19 protein-coding genes and 6 tRNA genes are annotated in these 21449 nt (G+C 72.2%); 9 read left to right on the top strand and 16 right to left on the bottom strand.

Annotation, left to right across the window (positions count from 1 at the left end):
• Positions 1-1454 precede the first annotated feature (1454 nt).
• Both ACIRA5_RS27725 and ACIRA5_RS27720 read right to left on the bottom strand, forming a co-directional pair.
• Positions 1455-1529 (bottom strand) — tRNA-Val (locus ACIRA5_RS27725).
• A gap of 81 nt (positions 1530-1610) precedes the next feature.
• On the bottom strand, positions 1611-2045 hold the full coding sequence (locus tag ACIRA5_RS27720) for a TIGR02611 family protein (protein WP_403695159.1): 435 nt from the start codon (positions 2043-2045) through the stop codon (positions 1611-1613).
• Between the two features lie 191 nt (positions 2046-2236).
• On the opposite strand from ACIRA5_RS27720, the gene ACIRA5_RS27715 reads away from it, so the two are divergent.
• Both ACIRA5_RS27715 and ACIRA5_RS27710 read left to right on the top strand, forming a co-directional pair.
• Positions 2237-2650: an SsgA family sporulation/cell division regulator gene (locus ACIRA5_RS27715; protein WP_003959770.1), complete on the top strand. Its 414-nt coding sequence runs from the start codon at positions 2237-2239 to the stop codon at positions 2648-2650.
• Between the two features lie 550 nt (positions 2651-3200).
• A complete protein-coding gene (locus tag ACIRA5_RS27710) occupies positions 3201-3758 on the top strand; it encodes a CGNR zinc finger domain-containing protein (protein ID WP_352047930.1) in 558 nt (185 codons plus the stop codon).
• Between the two features lie 93 nt (positions 3759-3851).
• Here ACIRA5_RS27710 and ACIRA5_RS27705 read toward each other — a convergent pair whose 3' ends face one another.
• Together ACIRA5_RS27705 and ACIRA5_RS27700 are read right to left on the bottom strand one after the other, a co-directional pair.
• Positions 3852-4004 (bottom strand): hypothetical protein, encoded by a 153-nt coding sequence (locus ACIRA5_RS27705; protein WP_168490065.1) that lies wholly within the window; start codon positions 4002-4004, stop codon positions 3852-3854.
• 144 nt (positions 4005-4148) lie between these two features.
• A complete protein-coding gene (locus tag ACIRA5_RS27700; RefSeq protein ID WP_097283920.1) occupies positions 4149-4595 on the bottom strand; it encodes a hypothetical protein in 447 nt (148 codons plus the stop codon).
• A gap of 171 nt (positions 4596-4766) precedes the next feature.
• Between ACIRA5_RS27700 and ACIRA5_RS27695 the strand changes: the two genes are divergently transcribed.
• Positions 4767-5285, top strand: a complete 519-nt coding sequence (locus ACIRA5_RS27695; protein ID WP_054230600.1) for a DsbA family protein — start codon at positions 4767-4769, stop codon at positions 5283-5285.
• A gap of 47 nt (positions 5286-5332) precedes the next feature.
• Here ACIRA5_RS27695 and ACIRA5_RS27690 read toward each other — a convergent pair whose 3' ends face one another.
• The 3 genes from ACIRA5_RS27690 to ACIRA5_RS27680 all read right to left on the bottom strand — a co-directional run bounded on the left by ACIRA5_RS27690 (position 5333) and on the right by ACIRA5_RS27680 (position 8131).
• The gene (locus ACIRA5_RS27690) at positions 5333-6157 is read right to left on the bottom strand and encodes a GNAT family N-acetyltransferase (protein WP_403694809.1); all 825 of its coding nucleotides are present in this window, start codon (positions 6155-6157) and stop codon (positions 5333-5335) included.
• A 101-nt stretch (positions 6158-6258) separates the two neighbouring features.
• On the bottom strand, positions 6259-7080 hold the full coding sequence (locus tag ACIRA5_RS27685; protein ID WP_403694807.1) for an aminotransferase class IV: 822 nt from the start codon (positions 7078-7080) through the stop codon (positions 6259-6261).
• 1 nt (position 7081) lies between these two features.
• Entirely contained in the window at positions 7082-8131 is a 1050-nt protein-coding gene (locus ACIRA5_RS27680; protein ID WP_403694804.1) for a chorismate-binding protein, read from the bottom strand.
• 156 nt (positions 8132-8287) lie between these two features.
• Here ACIRA5_RS27680 and ACIRA5_RS27675 point away from each other — a divergent pair.
• From ACIRA5_RS27675 to ACIRA5_RS27655, 5 genes are all read left to right on the top strand, one after another.
• Positions 8288-8360: transfer RNA gene (locus ACIRA5_RS27675), tRNA-Gly, on the top strand.
• A gap of 39 nt (positions 8361-8399) precedes the next feature.
• Positions 8400-8473: transfer RNA gene (locus tag ACIRA5_RS27670), tRNA-Cys, on the top strand.
• Between the two features lies 1 nt (position 8474).
• Positions 8475-8546 (top strand) — tRNA-Val (locus tag ACIRA5_RS27665).
• Positions 8547-8580: 34 nt separating this feature from the next.
• Positions 8581-8652, top strand: a tRNA-Val gene (locus ACIRA5_RS27660).
• A gap of 38 nt (positions 8653-8690) precedes the next feature.
• Positions 8691-8765 (top strand) — tRNA-Val (locus ACIRA5_RS27655).
• Positions 8766-8832: 67 nt separating this feature from the next.
• On the opposite strand, the gene ACIRA5_RS27650 is transcribed toward ACIRA5_RS27655, so the two are convergent.
• From ACIRA5_RS27650 to ACIRA5_RS27635, 4 genes are all read right to left on the bottom strand, one after another.
• Positions 8833-9132, bottom strand: a complete 300-nt coding sequence (locus ACIRA5_RS27650; RefSeq protein ID WP_352047935.1) for a zf-TFIIB domain-containing protein — start codon at positions 9130-9132, stop codon at positions 8833-8835.
• Between the two features lie 74 nt (positions 9133-9206).
• Complete coding sequence (locus tag ACIRA5_RS27645) at positions 9207-10145, bottom strand: aminoglycoside phosphotransferase family protein (protein ID WP_403694801.1); 939 nt, start codon at positions 10143-10145, stop codon at positions 9207-9209.
• A gap of 456 nt (positions 10146-10601) precedes the next feature.
• The gene (locus ACIRA5_RS27640; RefSeq protein ID WP_054230606.1) at positions 10602-10808 is read right to left on the bottom strand and encodes a hypothetical protein; all 207 of its coding nucleotides are present in this window, start codon (positions 10806-10808) and stop codon (positions 10602-10604) included.
• 199 nt (positions 10809-11007) lie between these two features.
• Entirely contained in the window at positions 11008-11283 is a 276-nt protein-coding gene (locus ACIRA5_RS27635) for a hypothetical protein (RefSeq protein ID WP_403694798.1), read from the bottom strand.
• Between the two features lie 196 nt (positions 11284-11479).
• On the opposite strand from ACIRA5_RS27635, the gene ACIRA5_RS27630 reads away from it, so the two are divergent.
• Positions 11480-12799, top strand: coding sequence for a protein kinase (locus tag ACIRA5_RS27630; protein WP_403694795.1), 1320 nt, complete (start codon positions 11480-11482; stop codon positions 12797-12799).
• Positions 12800-12863: 64 nt separating this feature from the next.
• Here ACIRA5_RS27630 and ACIRA5_RS27625 read toward each other — a convergent pair whose 3' ends face one another.
• From ACIRA5_RS27625 to ACIRA5_RS27605, 5 genes are all read right to left on the bottom strand, one after another.
• The gene (locus tag ACIRA5_RS27625; RefSeq protein ID WP_060902351.1) at positions 12864-13682 is read right to left on the bottom strand and encodes an RNA methyltransferase; all 819 of its coding nucleotides are present in this window, start codon (positions 13680-13682) and stop codon (positions 12864-12866) included.
• 64 nt (positions 13683-13746) lie between these two features.
• The gene (gene cobA / locus ACIRA5_RS27620; RefSeq protein WP_403694792.1) at positions 13747-14991 is read right to left on the bottom strand and encodes a uroporphyrinogen-III C-methyltransferase; all 1245 of its coding nucleotides are present in this window, start codon (positions 14989-14991) and stop codon (positions 13747-13749) included.
• 210 nt (positions 14992-15201) lie between these two features.
• Positions 15202-19023, bottom strand: a complete 3822-nt coding sequence (gene cobT, locus ACIRA5_RS27615; protein ID WP_403694790.1) for a nicotinate-nucleotide--dimethylbenzimidazole phosphoribosyltransferase — start codon at positions 19021-19023, stop codon at positions 15202-15204.
• A 345-nt stretch (positions 19024-19368) separates the two neighbouring features.
• A complete protein-coding gene (gene cbiE / locus ACIRA5_RS27610; protein WP_099923739.1) occupies positions 19369-20580 on the bottom strand; it encodes a precorrin-6y C5,15-methyltransferase (decarboxylating) subunit CbiE in 1212 nt (403 codons plus the stop codon).
• A 175-nt stretch (positions 20581-20755) separates the two neighbouring features.
• Complete coding sequence (locus ACIRA5_RS27605) at positions 20756-21394, bottom strand: GNAT family N-acetyltransferase (protein WP_403694788.1); 639 nt, start codon at positions 21392-21394, stop codon at positions 20756-20758.
• Between the last annotated feature and the right edge of the window lie 55 nt (positions 21395-21449).

The following is a 21449-nucleotide window of genomic DNA, read 5'->3' as shown; positions in this document are numbered from 1 at the left end:
GCGGTTCGGCCGCGTGGCGACGGGTGTGGGGGGTGCCGCTCCCGCGGGGATGCCTGAAGGTGCAGGTCCGGGGCGTGCGGTCGGTGTTTCGAACGGGAAACGGTGGATCGGTCGAGCGAGGGGCCGGGCCGAAAACAAGTGCCGTGCCGGGGGGATGCGGGGGCGGAGGAGGGGTGGGCGGACCGAGAGTGAGGGGGTTGGGGGGTGGGTCTTCGCGAGGGGATGGTGTTCGAACTGGCGTACGCATGGATGGGGTTGATGGGGGCGGAGAGAGCGGAGAGGTGGGCTGGGGGTGGGCTTCGGGGGCTCGGGGGGCCTGGACGGGGACTGGTGGGTCTGGATGGGGACTGGTGGGTCTGGATGGGGGCTGGTGCGTCTGGATGGGGACTGGTGCGTCTGGATGGGGCCCTGGTAGGTCTGGACGGGCCTGGGCGGGTCGTGCTGACGCGGGCGGTTGATGGGCGTCCCGACGGCGGCTTGCTCGGGCGGTCGGGCGTTCGCCCTGGTCGGCGGGTCGGTGCGGAGGCGCGGGCCGCGATGCGGGACGACTGGTGCGAACAGCGGCTCGCTCGCGTCGGTCCGGTGTTCGCCCTGGTCGGCGGGTCGATGCGGAGGCGCGGGCCGCGATGCGGGACGACTGGCGCGAACAGCGGCTCGCTCGCGTCGGTCCGGTGTTCGCCCTGGTCGGCGGGTCGATACAGGGGGCGGGCCGCGATACGGGACGACTGGCGCGAACAGCGGCTCGCTCGCGCTGATCCGGCGTTCGCCCTGGTCGGCAGGTCGGCGTGGAGGCGCCCCGCGATGCGGACCGCTCGATGCGCGCCCCGACGGCGGCTCGCTCGCGTCGGTCCGGTGTTCGCCCTGGTCGGCGGGTCGATACAGGGGGCGCGTGCCGCGACGCGGAGGAGCTGTGCGGAGTAGCTACGCGTGGCTCAAGGCTCCCCGGGCCAATCCCAGCGACGCGCCCGACGTCGCGCCGCATCCCGGCGGCGATGCCCGCGAGCAGTGTGGACAGCTGCGCGGCGGTCCGGCCGACGCGCGGTGCCGGATGGGCGAGCGGAGCCGCGTGGTCCACGTGGCTGGACCACATGCCGGGACACCACCGGTGTGGGGCGGAGGCCGGCCGGGCGCCCCCTGGAGGGACGGGCATCTACTGAGGTCAGCGGCTTGAGAGAGGTTTACCGCTCGCCCGGAGTCCGGGTGCGGAAGGTGGTCGGGAGCGTGGGCGGGGCTGGGTCCGAGCGGGGCGCCGGCGCCGATTCCGATGGCGGCTGCGCCCGTGACTCCGGCCCCGAATCCGGCGACCCGCGCGGGGACCGCCACCGGTTCTGACACCGCCGCCGAGTACGGTCCGTCGGTGTCGTCGGCGCACCCTCCCGCCCCTGCGGGGTGGTGCGGAAATGACGAAGGCGACCCTGTCCACATGATGCGTGGAACTGGGTCGCCTGTCGTGCTGGTGGGCGATACTGGGATCGAACCAGTGACCTCTTCGGTGTGAACGAAGCGCTCTCCCGCTGAGCTAATCGCCCGGGCGCAGGGAGAACATTACCCCATGTCAGGGGTGGCTCCGACCAGCCAAGGAGCCTCCAGGAGGGACCTTCCCCCGTCGGTCATTCCTGGATGTTCCACGGCATCTGAACGCCGAACTTCCAGAGGTAGACGCCACCGAGCGCCGCGACGATCACGACACCGACACTCGTGAGAATGATGTTGCGGCGCCGCACCTTCGGGTCGAGTGCCCGCTGTGTCGCCTCCGTGACTTTGCGCTTCGTCCAGCGGAGCACCAGCTGCGCCCAGACGAACTCGGTCGCCCAGATCGCCATGCCGCCGAAGATCACCAGCCAACCGGGGCCCGGCAGCGGAAGCATGATCACGCCCGCGCCGACCACCGCGAGCCCCACGATGAAAACACCCACCTGCCAGCTCAGATGCAGCGCACGGCGGGCCTTGATGAATTCCGGCGCCCGCGATCCGATGGGCCCCTCGATCTTCGTCTCACCATCGGCCGTGGCGACCTCGCCCGGCTCGTCACTCCCCGTATTCATACGGCCAAACCCTACCGGAGAGAAACCGGTCACCGGAATGGCCCTATCCGGCGAACCTGCCCTCGGCCGGAAGAGTTACGTAAAGACACGCAAAACACTCAGAGGGGTTTACAACGGCACCGTAGGTGGCATGTCGATTTCGCCGACGTGCGAATCCCCGAGCGCACACTGAGCGAAAGGCCCTGGCGCTTATGAACACCACGGTCAGCTGCGAGCTGCACCTGCGCCTCGTTGTGTCGAGCGAGTCCTCACTGCCTGTACCCGCAGGACTGCGGTATGACACGGCCGATCCCTACGCCGTGCACGCCACCTTCCACACCGGAGCCGAGGAAACCGTCGAGTGGGTGTTCGCCCGCGACCTCCTCGCCGAGGGCCTGCATCGGCCCACCGGTACCGGCGACGTCCGAGTCTGGCCGTCCCGGAGTCATGGCCAGGGCGTCGTATGCATCGCCCTGAGCTCCCCGGAGGGCGAAGCCCTCCTGGAAGCCCCGGCGCGGGCCCTGGAATCGTTCCTGAAGCGGACGGACGCCGCCGTGCCCCCCGGCACGGAACACCGGCATTTCGATCTCGACACGGAGCTCTCCCACATCCTGGCCGAGAGCTGACGAGACCCCCATAGAGCCGCCCGGCGCCGTCCACTCGGGGAGACGGCTCGGGCCTAAACATCTGCAATGGGCACCACCGCAAAGGGCACGAACACCGGCGCCGTCGCCGCGGACTCCCGCGGGGGCGGCGTCGGTGCGCGTGGTCGACGGCAGGCCTCGACGGCCCCAGCGCCGGTGCACGGGGCCGGGGCGGGCCTTCCTGCCCTGCCCGGGCGGGGACGCCGACGCGGGCCGGACAGAGCGTCTGAGAGCCGACGAGGGCGCCGCCCGGGGCACGGGGCAGGCGCCGGGTCGGGTCGGGCCGACCCAGGCTCAGCGTCGGCCCGCACGGGGCTGAGGCTGTTTTCGGGCGGGTTCAAGGTGCCGTTCGCGGCCCGTGAACCGGCCCATGACTGGCCCGTGATCCGGCCCATGACTGGCCCGTGATCCGGCCCGGAGTCGTGGCGGACCGTGTGCAGATCGACCGCCCCCGCTCCCCCACCCCAGGAAGCCACTACGATCGGCCAGCATCGGAGGGCGCCCGCCCGACCCCCAGGCCAGGGAGCGAAACGTGCTGATCACCCACGACACCCGGCGCTCTCTCGACGCCGTGGTGGACCTGGTGAACACCGCGGCGGAGAACGACACGCCGGACGGGCTCGCGGACGTCGCGTCCCTCGACAATTTCGTACGAAAACACGGGATCAGTGATGTCGGCGTGCTGTCGGAGCAGGACCTCGCGGCCGTACGCGCGGTCCGCGGCCGGTTCGCCGGTGTCTTCGCCGCCGACGACCCCCGTACCGCCGCGGGCCTCATCAACGAGCTGGTCGCCGTCGCGGGCACCACGCCTCGGCTCACCGACCACGACGGCTACGACTGGCACGTGCACTACTTCGCGCCGGGTGCCTCCGTCGCCGACCACCTCGCGGCCGACTGCGGGATGGCGCTGGCGTTCTTCGTGGTCGCCGGAGAGCAGGACCGGCTGCGGCGCTGCGAGGCCCCGGACTGCCGGCACGCCTTCGTGGATCTCTCCCGGAACCGCTCGCGCCGCTACTGCGACAGCCGGACCTGCGGAAACCGGCTCCACGTGGCGGCGTATCGGGCGCGCCGCAAGGAAGCGGCGGGCTGACGGAGGCTGGAGGCGCGGCGGACTGACGGACGCTGGACGCGCGGCGGGCTGACGGAGCCCTCGGCGGGTGACGCCAGGGGCTCCGTGTACGGCTCAGAGCAGCAGCAGGTCGTGCAGCGAAGCCATGAGCAGCAGACAGCCGATCACCGCAAGGAAGATCATCAGCGGTGGCTGGGAAAGCGCGTAGAGACAACCCCGCGGCTCCTCGGGAGGGGCGGCGGTGTCGCTCTGTGTTGTGTCCAGCATCTCGCGGCGATGATGACGCAGCCACCACCCGCTCCGCGATCAACACGCCCGGAATGACCGGGAGTTCGCCAATATCCGCGATGAGCAGGCACGAACGTGATCGTTTCCGCGCTCTCCCATGATCCTCTGTGTCGTTTCAGTCCGTCATATGCCGCGCTTCTTCAAGATGGCCTCGATGTCGCTGAAGTCGTCGTCGGAACCCGTGGCCCGGGGCGTCGTCGCGGGCCGGGCGGCCGGACGGGAGCCCTGGCTCAGCGAGGGCGCCGAGGCCGCGGGGGCCACCGCCTCCCGCTGGGCGGCCCGGGCGGCCGCCTTGCGTTCCTTACGGGTCCCGCCGCCACGCCGCTCCACCGCCCGCGTGGTCATGAACAGCAGCCAGGCCACGCCCAGCACACCGAAGCCCGCCCACGCGGTGGGGCTGAAGGCGGTGTCGGCCAGCCAGCCGACGACTCCGGTCATCACCAGGCCGACCGGCACCAGCGAGTAGGCGGCGATGCGGGCGGCGGAGAGGAACCGCTTGCGGTAGGCCGTGACCGCGGCGATGCCGAGGCCGGCCGCGGAGACGGCGGAACAGACAGTCTCGGCAATCATCCGGTCCTCCAGGGCAGGGCTCGGCAGAGCGGGTCGGTTCGTCCCTTCCATCCTGCACCGCCCCACGCCCGATATGCCATGCTCCGGGCGGACCTCAGGGACATCTCCGGGTCGGGGTCCTCCCCAGGTCCCGGTTGGGGCGCCGTCGGCAGGGCTGGGAGACTGGGTGCCATGAACGACTCCTCCGCAGCCCGCGCCACCGCCGTCCTGGACGTCTGGTGCGAACTCCAGTGCCCCGACTGCCGCAGCGCCCTCGCCGACCTGCGCGCGCTGCGCGCCCGCTACGGCGACCGTCTGGAGCTGCGGCTGCGGCACTTCCCGCTGGAGAAGCACAAGCACGCCTTCGCCGCCGCGCAGGCCGCCGAGGAGGCCGCGGAGCAGGGCCGGTCCTGGCCGTACGTCGAGGCGGTCCTCGACCGTGTCGAGGAACTGGACCGCAAGGGCGAGCCCTTCCTGATCGAGGTGGCCCGCGAACTCGGTCTGGACGCCGAGGAGTTCGACACCGCCCTGATCGACGGCCGGCACATCCTGATCGTCGACGCCGACCAGGCCGAGGGCAAGGCCATCGGCGTGACCGGCACCCCGACGTACGTCATCGGCGGCGAGCGGCTCGACGGCGGCAAGAGCCAGGAGGGCCTGCGCGAGCGCATCGAGGAGATCGCCGACCGCCTGTTGGCCGAGGACGCGTAGTCCTCGTTCTCGCGAAGTGATTCAGAGCAGGTTCTTGTAGAAGTGGTTCAGAGCAGGTTCTTGTAGAGGTAGTACTCGCTCGTCGTATAGCCGAGTGACTCGTACAGCTTCTCCGCCGGGGTGTTCCCCGCGAACACGTTGAGGCCGATGCGGTCCCTCCCGCCGGCCACCGCCCGGGCCTCGGCCAGCAGCATCAGGGTGCGCCCATGGCCGCGGCCCCGGTGCTCCGGGCCGGTCTCGACGCCGAGCACGAACGCCGCGTCGGGCCACAGGCCCAGCCACAGCGTGCCGACCGGGGTCCCCTCGTGTTCCAGGACGCTGAGCACCGTGTTCTCGCTGGCCAGTCCGTCCGGCAGGAACCGGGCGAGCCCCTGGTCCGTCTTGCGGTACGCCTCGGCCTGGGGCACGCCCCGCTCGATCTGCGAGCGGGCGAACTCCTCGCGCTCCTTCGCCAGCCAGGGCACGTACTCGGCCTCGGTCATGGGCCGGGCGACACTGCCGACCGGCAGTGCGGGGTCGGGGCCGTCCAAGGGCTTGGTCATGACGCGGTTGCTCAGGACGTACCCGAGCGTCGTGGCGAGCCGGAGCACACCGTCCGCGTCCCCGGGCACCGACGTCTCGACGCGTTTGCAGCCCCAGCCGCGGGCCACCTCCTCGGCCGCGAGCACGGCCACCGTGCCCCGGCCCCGCCCACGGTCGGGTTCCTCGACGTACAGCTCTCCGACTCGGGCCACGGTGGGGCCGTACTCCGGATGCGTGGAGAGGTGGATCCCGCCCACGGGACGACTGTTCACGCACACCTTGTAGCGGCGGGACAGCGCTCCGTCACCTCCGCGCTGAAGCGGCTCGGTCGGCCGCAGGGTGGTGGTCATCAGGGGTGTTCTACCCGTCCCGTGCCCCGTCGTCATCCTGTTTTGCCGTCATCCTGTTTTGCCGTCGTCCTTCTTGCGCGCTGACGTGCCACGCCCGACCTCTACGGGTCGAGGTCACTTCCGGCCCGCTCCTCGAACACCCGCATGGCCTTGGCGGTCACCGGGCCCGGCGCGCCCGGGAGTTGGCGCCCGTCGACCCGGTGCACACCCTGCACGTCCCGCAGCGTGGACGTCAGGAAGACCTCGTCCGCACGCTCCAGGACATCCAGCGGAAGATCGGTCTCCCTGGCGCCGGTCCACTCGACGGCGAGCGCACGCGTGATGCCGGCGAGACAGCCGGAGGCGACGGGCGGGGTGTGGATCTCGCCGTCGAGGACGACGAAGACGTTCGACCCCGTGCCCTCGCACAGCTGCCCGACCGTGTTGGCGAACAGCGCCTCGCTCGCGCCCTGTTCGCGCGCGCGGGCCAAGGCGACGACGTTCTCGGCGTACGAGGTGGTCTTGAGGCCGGTGAGGGCACCGCGCTCGTTACGGGTCCAGGGCACCGTGATCACGGCGGTGGAGTCGGGGCGGCGGGTGGACTCGCCGAGGGCGACGAGCAGGGTCTGGCCGTGTTCGCCGCGGTCGGAGCCGAGCGGGCCGTAGCCACCGGTGTAGGTGATCCGCAGTCGGCCGAGCGGCATCGGATTGGCGTCCAGAACGGCGGCGCAGGCGCGGCGCACCTCGTCGAGGTCGGGTGCGGGCAGCCCCAGGCCGCGCGCCGAGCGGACCAGCCGGTCGAGGTGGCGGGTCAGCGCGAACGGCCGTCCCTCCACCGCCTTCACGGTCTCGAAGATGCCGTCACCCACGGTCAGCCCGTGATCGAAGGCGGAGACGCGGGCGGACTCCATGTCCTGCAGACCACCGTCGAGCCAGATCTTCACGTCAGAGAGTCCTTCCACTTTCGTACGCGTCTCCGTACTGTCCCGACGCTACCGCGAGCAGTCTCGCGGCCTTCAGCTCGGTCTCCTGCCATTCCCTTTCGGGGTCGGAGCCCCAGGTGATGCCGGCGCCGGTGCCGAAACGCAGGACGCCCTCGGCGCGGTCGGTCCAGAAGGTGCGGATGCCGACGGCGAGCTGTGCGGTGGCACGGTCGGCGTCGACCCAGCCGATGCCGCCGCAGTACGGGCCGCGGGGTGCGGTCTCCAGGGCCTCGATGATGGTCAGGGCGCTGGTTTTGGGGGCTCCGGTGACGGAGCCGGGCGGGAACACGGCGGCCAGCAGTTCGGGCCAGCCGGTGCCGGCGCGCAGGCGACCGCGGACGGTGGAGACGAGGTGGACCAGCCCGGGGTGTTTTTCGACGACGCACAGATCGGGGACGGTGACGGTGCCGGTGGCACAGACGCGGCCGAGGTCGTTGCGCACGAGGTCCACGATCATGACGTTCTCGGCGTGGTCCTTGTCGAGGAGGTCGGCCTCGGTGCGTCCGGTGCCCTTGATGGGGCCGGATTCGATGACGGGGCCGGTGCGGCGCAGGAAAAGTTCGGGGGAGGCGGTGGCGATCTCCACGCCGTGGCGGGGCAGCCGGATCGTTCCCGCGTAGGGGGCCGGGTTGCCGCGGGCCAGCAGTGCGGTGAGGGCCTCGATGTCGGCGTCGGGGGCGAGGGGTGCGGACAGGACGCGGCAGAGGTTGGCCTGGTAGACCTCGCCGGCGGCTATGTGGGCGCGGATGCGGCGTACGCCGGCGGTGTACGCGGCGTGGTCGAGGGAGGACGTCCAGTCACCGGAGGTGGGCCCCTGCCACTGCCCGGGGACGGGGGCGGGCACGGATTCGGTGCGTACGTCGGCGAAGCGGGCGCAGAGCAGGCCGCCCTCGAAGTCGGCCGCGACGGCCCAGAAACCGGCCGAGTCCAGGGCCGCGGGGTCGCTGGTGACGTCGAGAAGACCGGTCGCGACGAGGCCACCGAAACGGGCGAGAGGAGGGAGGTCGAGCACGCAGTCGAGTCTAGGTCGGGTGACCTGCGGGTGCCCTGACCGTGTCCTTTGCCGGACAGACCGCAGCACGCTGCGCAAACGCGTTTTTGTGCTGGCCCGGGAATCCGCTAGAGTTCAACACGTCGCCGGGACGCGCAAGCCGAACGGAAACGACGCGCGGACGTAGCTCAGTTGGTAGAGCGCAACCTTGCCAAGGTTGAGGTCGCCAGTTCGAACCTGGTCGTCCGCTCGCAGGAAGAGGGGGATCATCCCGAACCCCCACACTCCTGGTGGAGTGGCCGAGAGGCGAGGCAACGGCCTGCAAAGCCGTCTACACGGGTTCAAATCCCGTCTCCACCTCCAAGGACGATTAGCTCAGCGGGAGAGCGCTTCCCTGACACGGAAGAGGTCACTGGTTCAATCCCAGTATCGTCCACTGGTCCGCAAGGACCCGATCCATCTGGATCCCCGCGCGATTAGCTCAGCGGGAGAGCGCTTCCCTGACACGGAAGAGGTCACTGGTTCAATCCCAGTATCGCGCACGCAGTACGCACCACCCGCACCCTCTGCAGGGTCACCTGCGCGATTAGCTCAGCGGGAGAGCGCTTCCCTGACACGGAAGAGGTCACTGGTTCAATCCCAGTATCGCGCACCAGCCGAAGCCCCCGACCGTCTCGTACGGTCGGGGGCTTCGTCGTGTCAGGTCGTTCCTCCGCTCGTGCTCAGGAGGAGAAGAGCATGTGGCCGAAGCTCTTGTGGCGCTGGTGCCCGCCGTAGTGACCGCCGCCATGGCCTCCGTGTCCGCCGTGCTGCGGGGCACCCCACGCGGGCGCGGGCGCCGAGGGGTAGGCCTGCGGGGCGGGCGGGGGCGGCGCGGGCTGCGACCACTGGGCCTCCACGCGCGTCAGCGCCTCCAGCTCGCCGTAGTCGAGAAATATCCCGCGGCAGCCGCTGCACTGCTCGATCTGGACGCCATTGCGGTTGTACGTGTGCATCGGCGCATGGCACTTCGGACACTGCATGCTCGGCTCAACTCCTCGCCGTTCGGTACCGCTTCCACCAGGACAGACACTGTCCGGCCTCGAACGGTTGCACCCTACGCGGTCGGGGCCTGCGCCAACTCGGGCGGGACGGCTCCCATTCGGTCACAGGCGTCGATCACGGCCTGCTGCACCTCGTCCAAGGGGCGCTCCTCCCCCACGGACTTGGCGATCGCCAGGGCCGCGGTCTGCACGGTGAGGGCGCGGGCCGCCACGTCCAGGGCGGGCCAGGGGTCGCCGTCGGCGGGTACGGCCGGGCCGCCGGCCCGTCGGTAGGCGGTCAGGAAGCGGGTCCACTCGTCGGGCGGGAGCAGACCGCAGGCGTACCAGGCGGCCGGGCGGGCCAGATCCCAGGTCGGCACGCCCACGCCGAGGTCGTCCACATCGATGAGGAGCCAGGGGCCGGTCGGCGCGGGGTGACGGACGAGCTGGCCGAGGTGCAGATCTCCGTGGCAGAGGATCCCCGCGGGCGGCATGGGGGCCTCGGCGCGGGCCCACGCGGGCAGGGCCGCCCAGGCGCGCAGCACCGGGGCGGCCGCCGGGTGCGGGCCCGCCGTCCGCAGCCGGGCGATCGCCCGGGCCACCTTGGCGGGGCCCCGCATGGGCGGCAGGCCGTCCGGCGCGGGGGTCCGGTGGAGGCGGGCCAGCAGGATCGCGGCGGCCTCCCAGGGAGCGGCCTCGGGGGTCTGTGGGTCGACCGGGGTGCCGTACGGCCAGAAGGTGACCGGGCGGCCGTGGAGGTCGACGGGCTTCGGGCGGAGCGGGGCGAGGAGGATGCCGGTGAGGGCGGGGTGTGCGGCGAGCTCGAGGCGGCGGGAGAGTTCGGCGTGGTCCGTGCCGGGGGCGTGGGCCTTGGCCACGGTGTCGCCGTGGCGGACGACGGTGCCGTCGTGGCGGTCGGCGAGGACGGAGTCGTGGTGTGTGCAGAGGGTGTCGGCGGGGTGGGCCGCGGTGCGCGCCCCGGCGGTCAGGGCGGGAAGCACGTCTGCGGTCACGGGGCCCCCTGGGGTGTGCGGTCGGTACCTCGCGAGCGTACGTTCTCCGCTCCCGCGGCCCCTTACCAGTCCCCTCCCGTTCCCGGGGGCTCCCCCCGGATCCCCGGGTGGGTTCGTCGGGTGCGGGTGGGTGGGGGCCGGTCGCGCAGTTCCCCGCGCCCCTGGGCCGTGGGGCTGCGCCCCCGCGCCCCCATCGGCCTGAACGGCCTCGTCCTCAAGCGCGGACAGGCTGAAAGATGCGCGCAGCGCCCCTTCAGGGGCGCGGGGAACTGCGCGGTCAGCCCCACCGGTTCGCAGTCAGGGAACCCGGCTCCCGCCCCCGCGTCAGGGCAGAACAATGCCCGCGCAGCTCCCCAGCTGCGCGGGCATTTGTGCCGTCCGCCGCACCCCCGTCCCCACGGGGTTTCATGGCCGGATGTCCCCGCCCGGACCGCTCTTCCGGGCCTGGGGCGCCGCTCAGCGCCCCAGCATCACGCCCACGGACGACGCTTGCGTGACCACCGCGTCCCAGCCGCCGAAGACGACTACGAGCAGGGCCGCCAGAGGAAGGACCATCGCTGTCGCCACCAAGGGGTGGCGCTGACCCTGACGACGCGGGCGGAACGCGGCGCTGTACGCCTTGCGTCCTGTGCGGATCGCCGTCCGCGGTGCCGTGTGGGCCATGGTCCCTCTCCTGACCGAGCATCTATGTGGTTTGGCAGCGGCGGGTGTCTGACCTCGGGGGACGAGTGCTGCACCCGCCGCTTGACCTCAAATCTATGGGTGCGGCGGCGATCGGTCGTCATGCCCTCGTACCGATTGCCGGGCCTCCCGGAGGATGAGCGATGACCTGCGGTGTACTCCCCTGGGTGGAGATGAGGACCTAGGTCTCAGGGTCTTCCCGGAGGAGGCGTCCGGTGTGCCCGGACTGTTCCGAGCTGTCCTCCCTCGGCACCGGCTGCTCGACCAGCGCCAGCACCCGAGTCGCCATGAAGCGGGCGGTGCGCACCACTGATCCGCTTCGGGTGACTTCGCTCACTTCCACCACCCCCCGACGCACCGCGGTCTCCACTCTGCGACCCGCTCTGCTCGCCACCACCTCGTACGTACGCGTCGTGTCCCCGGCGTCCACGACTATCTCCACGCGATCACCCTTCACAGGTTCAATCCCCCTTCTGCGATGGACGGTTGGGATCACGGGCAGCCCAAAGCAGCCGTGTTCTCGCATTCCCTGACCGTCTTTCAAGTTTCCCACCCGGCACTGACAATCGATCGGGCCGTGAGGGCGCGGCCTCTGCGCGCACCCGGCCGCGGAAACGTAAGCTGTGGCTCGTCAAACGGACCGGGCAGCGGGGATGGACATGGCGATGATGCGCCTGAGGCGCGAGGACCCGCGTGTCGTCGGCTCGTTCAGGCTTCACAGGCGGCTCGGCGCGGGTGGAATGGGCGTGGTCTACCTGGGCTCCGACCGCCGTGGCCAGCGGGTCGCGCTGAAGGTGATCCGACCGGATCTGGCGGAGGATCAGGAGTTCCGGTCACGGTTCGCCCGCGAGGTCTCGGCGGCCCGGCGGATCAGGGGCGGCTGCACGGCGCGGCTCGTGGCCGCCGATCTCGAGGCGGACCGGCCGTGGTTCGCCACGCAGTACGTGCCGGGGCCCTCGCTGCACGACAAGGTCGCCGAGGAGGGCCCGATGTCGGCCGCCGACGTGGCCGCCGTCGGGGCCGCGCTCTCCGAGGGGCTCGTCGCCGTGCACGAGGCCGGTGTCGTGCACCGGGACCTCAAGCCGTCCAACATCCTGCTGTCCCCGAAGGGGCCGCGGATCATCGACTTCGGCATCGCCTGGGCGACGGGGGCGAGCACGCTGACGCACGTCGGTACGGCGGTCGGCTCGCCCGGGTTCCTCGCGCCCGAGCAGGTGCGCGGCGCCGCCGTCACCCCGGCCACCGACGTGTTCGCGCTCGGCGCCACGCTGGCGTACGCGGCGACCAACGACTCGCCCTTCGGACACGGCAGTTCCGAGGTGATGCTGTACCGAGTGGTGCACGAGCAACCGCAGCTGCACGGTGTTCCGGACGCGCTGGCTCCGCTCGTCCGCGCGTGTCTGGCCAAGGACCCCGAGGAGCGTCCCAGCACGCTCCAACTCTCCCTGCGACTCAAGGAGATCGCGGCCCGCGAGGCGCAGGGCATGGCGGACGTCCGGCCGCCCGCGCAGCGCAGTGATCCCGACCGGCCGACGGGGCGCCTGGCCGAGCAGTACGCCGAGCAGCCCACCCAGCGCCGCCCGCAGGGCACACCGCCGCCGCGCACGGGCGGCACCAACGGGGGCTCACGGCCGCCGCAGTCCGGTGCGCGACCCGCGCCCGCCCGGGGTACCGGCCGCTCCGGCAGCAGGCCCGCGCCTCGCAGCGGCGCCGGGCGTCCCGCGCCCCGGACCACGGGGACCGGGCGGCGGCCGGCCAATCCGCGACTGCTGCGTCAGCGGCTCTTCGTGTTCGTCGTGGTGACGCTGCTCGTCGCGCTGGGCATCGCGGCGGCGCAGGGCTGCCAGGGGCCGGCACGCGGGCTGGACGACGGGGGCACGCGCAAGGACGTACGACAGGGACAGTCGTCGTACGCGCCACTGTCCGGCGATCTGATGGCCAAGCAGTACCGGAGCCGACTGGACAGGCCCTAGGTTTTTGACGACGGGGCCTGGGTGCATTGATCACGAGCGTTGCTGACACTCGTGATCAGTACGCCTAGAGCTGGGGGCGGCCCGTCGCGACCGCGTAGAAGGCGACCGCCGCCGCCGCGCCGACGTTGAGCGAGTCGACGCCGTGGGCCATCGGGATGCGGACCCATTCGTCCGCCGCCATCAGGGCCTTCGTGGACAGGCCGTCGCCCTCCGCGCCCAGCATCAGCGCAACCCGGTCCATCCGGTGCGGGGCCGCCTCGTCCAGGGACCTCGCCTTCTCGTCCGGGGTGAGGGCGAGCAGGTTGAAGCCCGCGTCGCGGACCGTCTCCAGGCCCTTGGGCCAGGTCTCGAGACGGGCGTACGGGACCGAGAAGACCGCGCCCATCGAGACCTTCACGGAGCGGCGGTAGAGCGGGTCCGCACAGTCCGGGGAGAGCAGGACCGCGTCCATGCCGAGGGCCGCGGCGGAGCGGAAGATCGCACCGATGTTGGTGTGATCGTTGACCGCCTCCATCACCACCACCCGGCGCGCGGACCGCAGGAGTTCCTCGGCCGTCGGCAGCGGCTTGCGCTGCATGGACGCGAGCGCGCCCCGGTGCACGTGGTAGCCGGTCACCTGCTCGGCGAGCTCCGGGCTGACCGCGTACACCGGGGCCGGGAGTTCGTCGATGACATCGCGCATGACGTCGACCCACTTGGCGGACAGGAGCATCGAGCGCATCTCGTACCCGGCGTCCTTGGCGCGTCTGATGACCTTCTCGCCCTCGGCGATGAACAGGCCCTCGACGGGTTCGCGCTTACGGCGCAGCTCCACGTCGGTCAGGCCCGTGTAGTCACGCAGACGCGGGTCGTCGGGGTTCTCAACGGTGATGAGATCGGCCACAGGGTGATACTGCCTTGTCCTGGGTGCGGTGCCAACGGCTGGGCACGGGTTGGGTTACCGGTGGTTACTCGGAAGCGTTCAGCGGGCTGTGCACACCCACGTTCACGACCTCGCCGATGACGATCACCGCCGGGGGCTTCACGTCCTCGGCGCGTACGGTCTCGGCGACCGTGGCCAGGGTCGCGTCGACGCGGCGCTGGGCGGCGGTCGTGCCCTCCTGGACGAGGGCGACCGGGGTGTCGGCCGGCTTGCCGTGCGCAATCAGGGTCTCGGCGATCCTGCCGATCTTGTCGACGCCCATGAGGACGACGAGCGTGCCGCGCAGCCGGGCGAGGGCCGGCCAGTCGACGAGGGATCGCTCGTCGTCAGGGGCGACATGGCCGCTGACCACGGTGAACTCATGTGCGACACCCCGGTGGGTGACCGGGATACCGGCCGCACCCGGCACCGAGATCGAACTGGAGATGCCGGGGACGACCGTGCAGGCGATGCCCGCCTCGGCGAGCGCCTGGGCCTCCTCCATGCCGCGGCCGAAGACGAACGGGTCGCCGCCCTTGAGCCGGACGACCGACTTGCCCTGCTTCGCGTGCTCGATGAGCGCGTTGTTGATGGCCTCCTGGGCCATGTACCGGCCGTAGGGGATCTTCGCCGCGTCGATCACCTCGACGTGCGGCGGGAGTTCGGCGAGCAGGTCGCGCGGGCCCAGGCGGTCGGCGATGACCACGTCGGCCTCGGCGAGCAGTCGCCGGCCGCGGACCGTGATCAGGTCGGGGTCGCCGGGGCCGCCGCCGACCAGGGCGACACCCGGGGTGCGGGTGCGGTGGTGGGGCGCCACGAGGGTCCCGTCGCGCAGCCCCTCGACCACCGCGTCGCGGATCGCGGCGGTGTGGCGGGGGTCGCGGCCCTTGGCGTTCGTGGTGAGGACGGCGACCGTGACGCCTTCGCTGTGACCGGTGGCCGGGGTCCAGGCGGTCGCCGCGTCGGCGTCGTCGGAGCGGACGCACCAGACGCGGTGGCGCTCCGCCTCGGCGGAGGCGTCCGTGTTCGCCTGCCGGTCACTGGTCGCGATCAGGGCGTACCAGGCGTCGGCGAGATCGCCGTCCTCGTACGGGCGCCTCGTCCAGGTGATCTCGCCCGCGTCCGCCATCGCCTCGACGGAGGGGGTGGCCTCGGGCGACACGAGGTGGATGTCCGCGCCCGCCGCGATGAGCGCCGGGAGGCGGCGCTGGGCGACCTGGCCACCGCCGAGGACGACTACGCGGCGACCGGTGAGGCGGAGGCCTACGGGGTAGGCGGGGTTTTCGGCCATGGCGGTGCGGCTCCTCGTACGGGGCCGCTGCGCTCGGCTGGAGCGGCCTTGACGTGCTGTTTTGGATGCGGGTCCACGATACGGCGGGGACGGGAGGGGCTCCTTCCCTGAGCCCGCCCCGTCCTGACCTGTCCCGGCGGTGACACTGTGCGGCTCCGCCGCGTGGGGGCTGCGCCCCCGAACCCCCGCACGAGCGGGTGCGTCGTCGGTCTACTTTTCGGTGACCCCTGCGGAGTCGAACGTCGCCACCTCGTGCATCGCCCTCGCCGCGCTCTGGACCACCGGCAGCGCCAGCAGGGCGCCCGTGCCCTCGCCGAGGCGCAGATCCAGGTCGACCAGGGGGCGCAGGCCCAGCTTGTTCAGGGCGGCGACGTGGCCGGGCTCGGCGCTGCGGTGACCCGCGATGCAGGCCGCGAGGACCTCGGGGGCGATGGCGCGGGCCACGAGGGCGGCGGCGCCGGCGCTGACCCCGTCCAGGATCACCGGCGTACGCAGGGAGGCGCCACCGAGGAGCAGGCCGACCATGGCGGCGTGTTCGAGGCCGCCGATCGCGGCGAGGACACCGATGGGGTCGGCCGGGTCCGGCTGGTGGAGTTCGATGGCGCGGCGCACGACCTCGGTCTTGCGGGCGAGGGTCTCGTCGTTGATGCCGGTGCCCCGGCCCGTCACCTCGGACGGGTCGGTGTCCGTGAAGACGGAGATCAGGGCCGCCGACGCGGTGGTGTTGGCGATGCCCATCTCGCCGGTCAGCAGGGCCTTGTTGCCGGCCGCCACGAGGTCGCGGGCCGTCTCGATGCCCACCTCGATGGCGGCCGTGACCTCTTCGCGGGTCATCGCGGGGCCGGTCGTCATGTCGGCGGTGCCCGCGCGGACCTTGCGCGGGAGGAGACCCGGGGTCGCGGGAAGGTCGGAGGCGACGCCCACGTCGATGACGCAGACCTCGGCACCCACCTGGTTGGCGAAGGCGTTGCAGACCGCGCCGCCGCCCAGGAAGTTGGCCACCATCTGACCGGTGACCTCCTGCGGCCAGGGAGTGACGCCCTGGGCGTGCACGCCGTGGTCGCCCGCGAAGATCGCGACGGCGGCGGGCTCCGGGATCGGCGGCGGGCACATCCGGGACAGGCCGGACAGCTGCGCGGAGATGATCTCCAGCATGCCGAGCGCGCCCGCGGGCTTGGTCATCCGCTTCTGGCGCTCCCACGCCTCACCGAGCGCCTTGGCGTCCAGCGGGCGGATGTTGGAGACCGTCTCGGCGAGCAGGTCGTGCGGCTCCTCACCGGGCAGCGCGCGACGGCCGTACGTCTCCTCGTGCACGACCCAGGACAGCGGGCGGCGCTTGGACCAGCCGGCCTGCATCAGCTCGGGCTCCTCGGGGAACTCGTCGACGTAGCCGACGCAGAGGTAGGCCACCACGTCCAGGTGCTCGGGCAGGCCGAGGGCGCGGACCATCTCGCGCTCGTCGAAGAAGCTGACCCAGCCGACGCCGAGGCCCTCGGCGCGGGCCGCGAGCCACAGGTTCTGGACCGCGAGCGCGGAGGAGTACGGGGCCATCTGGGGCTGGGTGTGACGGCCCAGGGTGTGACGGCCGCCGCGGGTCGGGTCGGCGGTGACGACGATGTTCACCGGGGTGTCGAGGATGGCCTCGATCTTCAGTTCCTTGAACTGCTTCGCGCGCCCCTTGGGCAGCGACTTGGCGTACGCCTCGCGCTGACGGGCGGCCAGTTCGTGCATCGTGCGCCGGGTCTCGGCGGAGCGGATGACGACGAAGTCCCAGGGCTGGGAGTGGCCGACGGACGGCGCGGTGTGCGCGGCCTCAAGGACCCGCAGCAGCACGTCGTGCGGGATCGGGTCGCTGCGGAAGCCGTTGCGGATGTCGCGGCGCTCGCGCATCACGCGCAGCACGGCCTCGCGCTCGGCGTCGTCGTAGCCGGGGGCCGCGGGGCCGGTGGACTCTCGTACGTCTTCCACTGCGGCCGTGCTCTCTTCCTGGTCGGCGACCTGGGTGTCCAGGTCGTCCGCTTGCTGTGCGACTACTACGGGCTCCGGGTCCGCCTCGAACGGCTCCGGTACGGGGGGCGTCTCGGCTTCGGCCGCGCGGGGCGCGGGAACCGGGACGACGGGCTCCGCCTCGATGGCGGGCTCCGCCTCGGCGAGAGGGGCGAGGGGAGCCTCCTGGCTCTCCACCGCTTCCGCCATCGCCGGGGGCTCTTCGACCGGGGGCCGCTCCTCCGCGGGCAGCGGCGGCACGGTCATGGCGTGCGGCGGAGTCGGGGCCAGGTGCGGGGTCGTCGGCACCGTGCCCTCGACGGGCACGAACCGGCCGAGGGGCTGGTCCGCGGCGGAGTCCAGGGGGGCGCCCTGGACTCCGGCGCCTGCCGTGTCGCCCGGGCGGTGCTCACCGTGCGACTGGTTCGTGGCCGCGTGCGGCGCCTGAGCGTGGGCGGCCACGCCGACCGGTACACCGGCACCGGCCTCGGCGAACGCGGCGTGGGCCGCGGCGGGGACCGCGAACTGCGCGGCCTGGACCGGGAAGGCCTCGACGCCGGGGAGTGCGTGTCCGTACGAGTCGTCCGCGGCGTGCGCCACCTGCGCCTGGGCCTCGGCTGCGGCGTGGGCGGCGGACACCACGAGGGGTTCCGGGGCGAACTCGGGCTGCGCGGCCTGCGCGTGGGACGCGGGCTCCACGCCGGTGTCCGCCAACTGGACCACGGGTTCCGGGGTGTGGACACCTGCTTCCGGGAACCGGGCGTCCTGAGCCGGGAACCGGGGCGCTTGGTCCACCGCCTGAGCCACGGGCTCGGCGAGGTGGGTGGCCCGGTCCGCGTGCGGGGGGGCCTGTTCGGTGGCCCCCGGGTCGTCCGCGGGCGTCGACTGCGGGTCCGGCGCGGGCTGGAGCACCTGCTCGGTCACCAAGGGCTCCCCCGCCTCGGAAACCTGTGCCGGGGTGTCGGCAAGGTGCCCGGCGGTGTCGTCCGCGGTCGGGGCCAGGTGCGGGAGGTCCTGGGCCACCGGGAAGGGCGTCGAACCGGGAGCCGCCTCCGGGACCTCGGGGGCCGGGAAGCCGTCCGGCGCGGGCGCGGCCTCAAGGCCCGCCGCCACCTCGAAGCTCTGCTCGGCCTCGAAGCTCGGCCCGCTCTCGGGGCTCGGCGCCCTCTCGAAGCTCTGCTCGGCCTCAAGGCTCGGCCCGGTCTCGGGGCTCGGCGCGACCTCCACCGCCTGCTGGACGAAGTGACCCTCCGACACCTCGGGCGTGTGGGCGGCCTCCGGAGCCTGGGGCACCTGCGCGAATCCCTGAGCCTCGACCGCCTCGACCGCTTCCGCTGTCTGCGGAACCGGGGCGAATTCCGCGGGCTCGGCGGCCTCCGCGGCCGGCGCCGCCTCCGGCACCGTCAGCGCCTCGGCGACCACTCCGGCCCCGGGGCCCTGGACGGCCGACGGGACGACCGTTTCTGCAGCCGCCCCCTCGGGACCCACCGGCGGTGCTCCCCACGGCACCGCGCCCTGCGGCGGGATCTCGGAGAGCTGCGATACGTCGAGGTACTCGGGACCGGTCGTCGGGGGACCGGCGTGCCGTACCGGAGTTGGGGAAGTCACGGGATTCGTCGGGGTGGCCATGGGCGCGGCGGCGGGGCCGCGGTCGGCGAGCGAACGCACCGGGCTCGCGGAGCCGTCCGGAGTCGGCGGCCCGAGGTGCAGCGGACGGCGCGGCGCCGTCGGCTGCGGGGCGGGCGCGGAGCCGGGTACGCGGACGCCACTGAGGTCGAGCGAACCGCTGTCCCGGCCGGCCGTCTCGTGCGGCCCCGGCTCATGGACGAGAGGCTGCTCCTCGACGAGGGGCTGCGGGGGCGGCGGGGCCACCTCGTTGCCCCATGCTCCCTGTGCGCCCGGCATGAGAAGCAGGTCGTCGTCCTCGGCGGGGTTCTCGGAGGGTTCGAGGAAGGTGTACGCGCCCGGGGCGAGAACGCCCGGCTGCTCCACCATGCCTGCGTTCTCCGGCAGTCCCTCGCCCGGGACCTGGCCGGTGTCGGTCATGCGTACCCCTCGCCCATCGGTTAGTGCTTCCAAGTCCTGCTCGCCCGGAACGGCGCACCGACCGCCCCGCAGTGAAGAACGAGCGTGCGTGCCCAGCGGCACGAACGACCGGCCAACAAAGACGACAAAGCCATTAACAGGCATTGTCCCGGTCGTCCGACCCTCGCGACAGCTTGATCCGCGACGGCCCGCTGTGGACTGCGCCACGTTGCGCGTCCTCAGGTTCTGCCGTACCACACACGCCTCAAAACGGGCGCGTTTTCCGGACATTGGCCTACGAAAGGCCGATCGCCCTGGAGCGGTACAACGATCGGCCAGCCTACCGCGCGCAGTACGACAACAGGATCACGGGTTGCGATCGGGCAGACGGCCTGTGAGCAGGAACGCGACGCTCCGCTCGGTCTCCGTCCAGGCCCTTGTGTCGAGTTCGACGGACTGAATGAGGGCGCATTCGACCTGATATCCGTGCTCGCTGAGATCACGTCCCACGAGTTCGGCCGCGTCGCGGGTCGCCGCGTGCGTCACGATGCGCTGCGGACGGCGGTCGGCGACGGCCGAGACGACTTGCACTCCCCCGCCGCCGACGCGTACGACATCGGGTTCGGGGAGGTTCTCCAGGACGTGCGGCGCGGTGCCGTGCACGATCTGCATCTGGACGCCGTAGCGGCGCGCGGAGTCCTCGGTGCGGGCGCAGGAGCCGGGGTTGCGGTCGACGGCGATGACCGCCGCGCCGGTGCGCGCCGCCTCGGTGGCGAAGGCGCCGCTGCCGGAGCCGATGTCCCACACGAGGTCTCCGACGCGCGGGCCCAGCCGGGCGAGTTGGGCGGCGCGCAGCAGATCCGTTTCGCCTTCGCCCAGTGCGCCACCGTACGCCTGGGCGGGCAGCGCCCAGCCGCGCGGTCCGGTGCCCGGGTCGCGTCCGGCGATCCAGCCGCCGTCCTCGGCCGCGGCCACGAAACCGCCGATGACGATGACGACGTTGGGGTCGCGCCAGGTGTGGTCGGCGGCCTTGTCGGAGGTGAGGATGGTGACCCGCTCGCTCGCGGTGCCGAGTTCCTCGCAGATGACGAAGGTGCGGTGGACTCCTTCGAGGAGCAGGCCGAGTTCGGCGGGGCCGGCGCCGGGCGAGGTGAGGACGGCGACCTTGGTGTGGGCGCGGCAGACGTTCACCGCGCGGCGCAGGGTGCGGCGGTGTGCCACGACCACCTGTGCGTCGTCCCAGGGCATGCCGGCGCGGGCGAAGGCGGCGGCGACCGAGGAGACGGCGGGCACGACTTCGACCTCCAGGCCGAACTCGGGGGCCCGCAGGGTACGTACGACTCCGAAGAAGCCGGGGTCGCCGTCGGCGAGGACGACGGCGCTGCCGCGGTGGCCCGCGATACGGCGGGCGGCGAGGGAGACGCTGCCGAGGCGGATGCGTTCGGCGGCCCGGGGTACCTCGGGGAGCGCCAGGTGGTGCGCCGCTCCGGCCACCAGGGTGGCCGCGCCGAGGGCGGAGCGCGCCGCGGCGGTCAAGGGCGAGCCGTCCCAGCCGATCACCGTGACCCGGTCGGCCATCGTCGTCAGTCTCCAGAAGGTTTTCGCAGGTCGTCGGTGGGCAGCCCGCGGGCGGGCTCCGTGAGGGTACCTGGTGTTGCTGGGTGCGGGCGCACAGATCTCTGCCGGGTGGGAGCGGTTCTTCCGAACGCGGTGCGGGACGTCCCCCGGATGCGGCGCGCGGAATCCCGCGGGTTCAGTTCCAGTCGGAGAACGACGTGAAACCACCCGTGTCGGCGAGCTGGTCACCGACTCCGTCGAGGTCCTCCGGAAGGAGGCTCCAGACGATGAAGTCGGTGCGCACGTCCACCCAGCGGCCGTCCTCGGTGCGGGTGTGCGCTATACAGGCGTTGCGCAGGACGCCCTCGCTGATGCAGCCGATCTTCTGGGCGACCTGCTGGGAGGCGGTGTTGTCGGCCGCCGTGCGCAGCTCGATGCGCTCGAACTTCTGGTCGCGGAAGAGCCATCGGGCGGTGGCGAGCGCCGCCTCGGAGGCGTAGCCCTCGCCGCGGGCCCAGGGGGCGATGACGTACGACAGTTCGGTGGAGCGCACCTGCCAGTTGGTCTTGGCGAGCTGCACGATGCCGACCAGGCGCTGGGTGAGGAACTCGGTGACGGCGAGGTCGAGTCCCCGGCCCGCTGTGCGTTCGGTGGGCGCGTACTCGGTGATCCAGGTGCGGGCCGCGTCCTCGGTGTAGGGCTGGGGCACGTCGGTCCAGGCCCCGACCTGCTCGTCGTTCATCATCGCGGCCAGGGAGGGGATGTCGTCCTCGTCGAGCGCACGCAGGACCAACCGCTCCGTGCTGATGGAGATGTCGGGGAAGGTGCTGGTCATGCGCCGCTCCGTAACCGTCGGGGACGTCGGGCCCTCGGATCCTTCGGGCCCGCTG

This window comes from Streptomyces sp. NPDC096311 (assembly GCF_044763085.1).
Taxonomy (GTDB): domain Bacteria; phylum Actinomycetota; class Actinomycetes; order Streptomycetales; family Streptomycetaceae; genus Streptomyces.
This window is presented reverse-complemented; position numbering and strand designations above follow the sequence as displayed.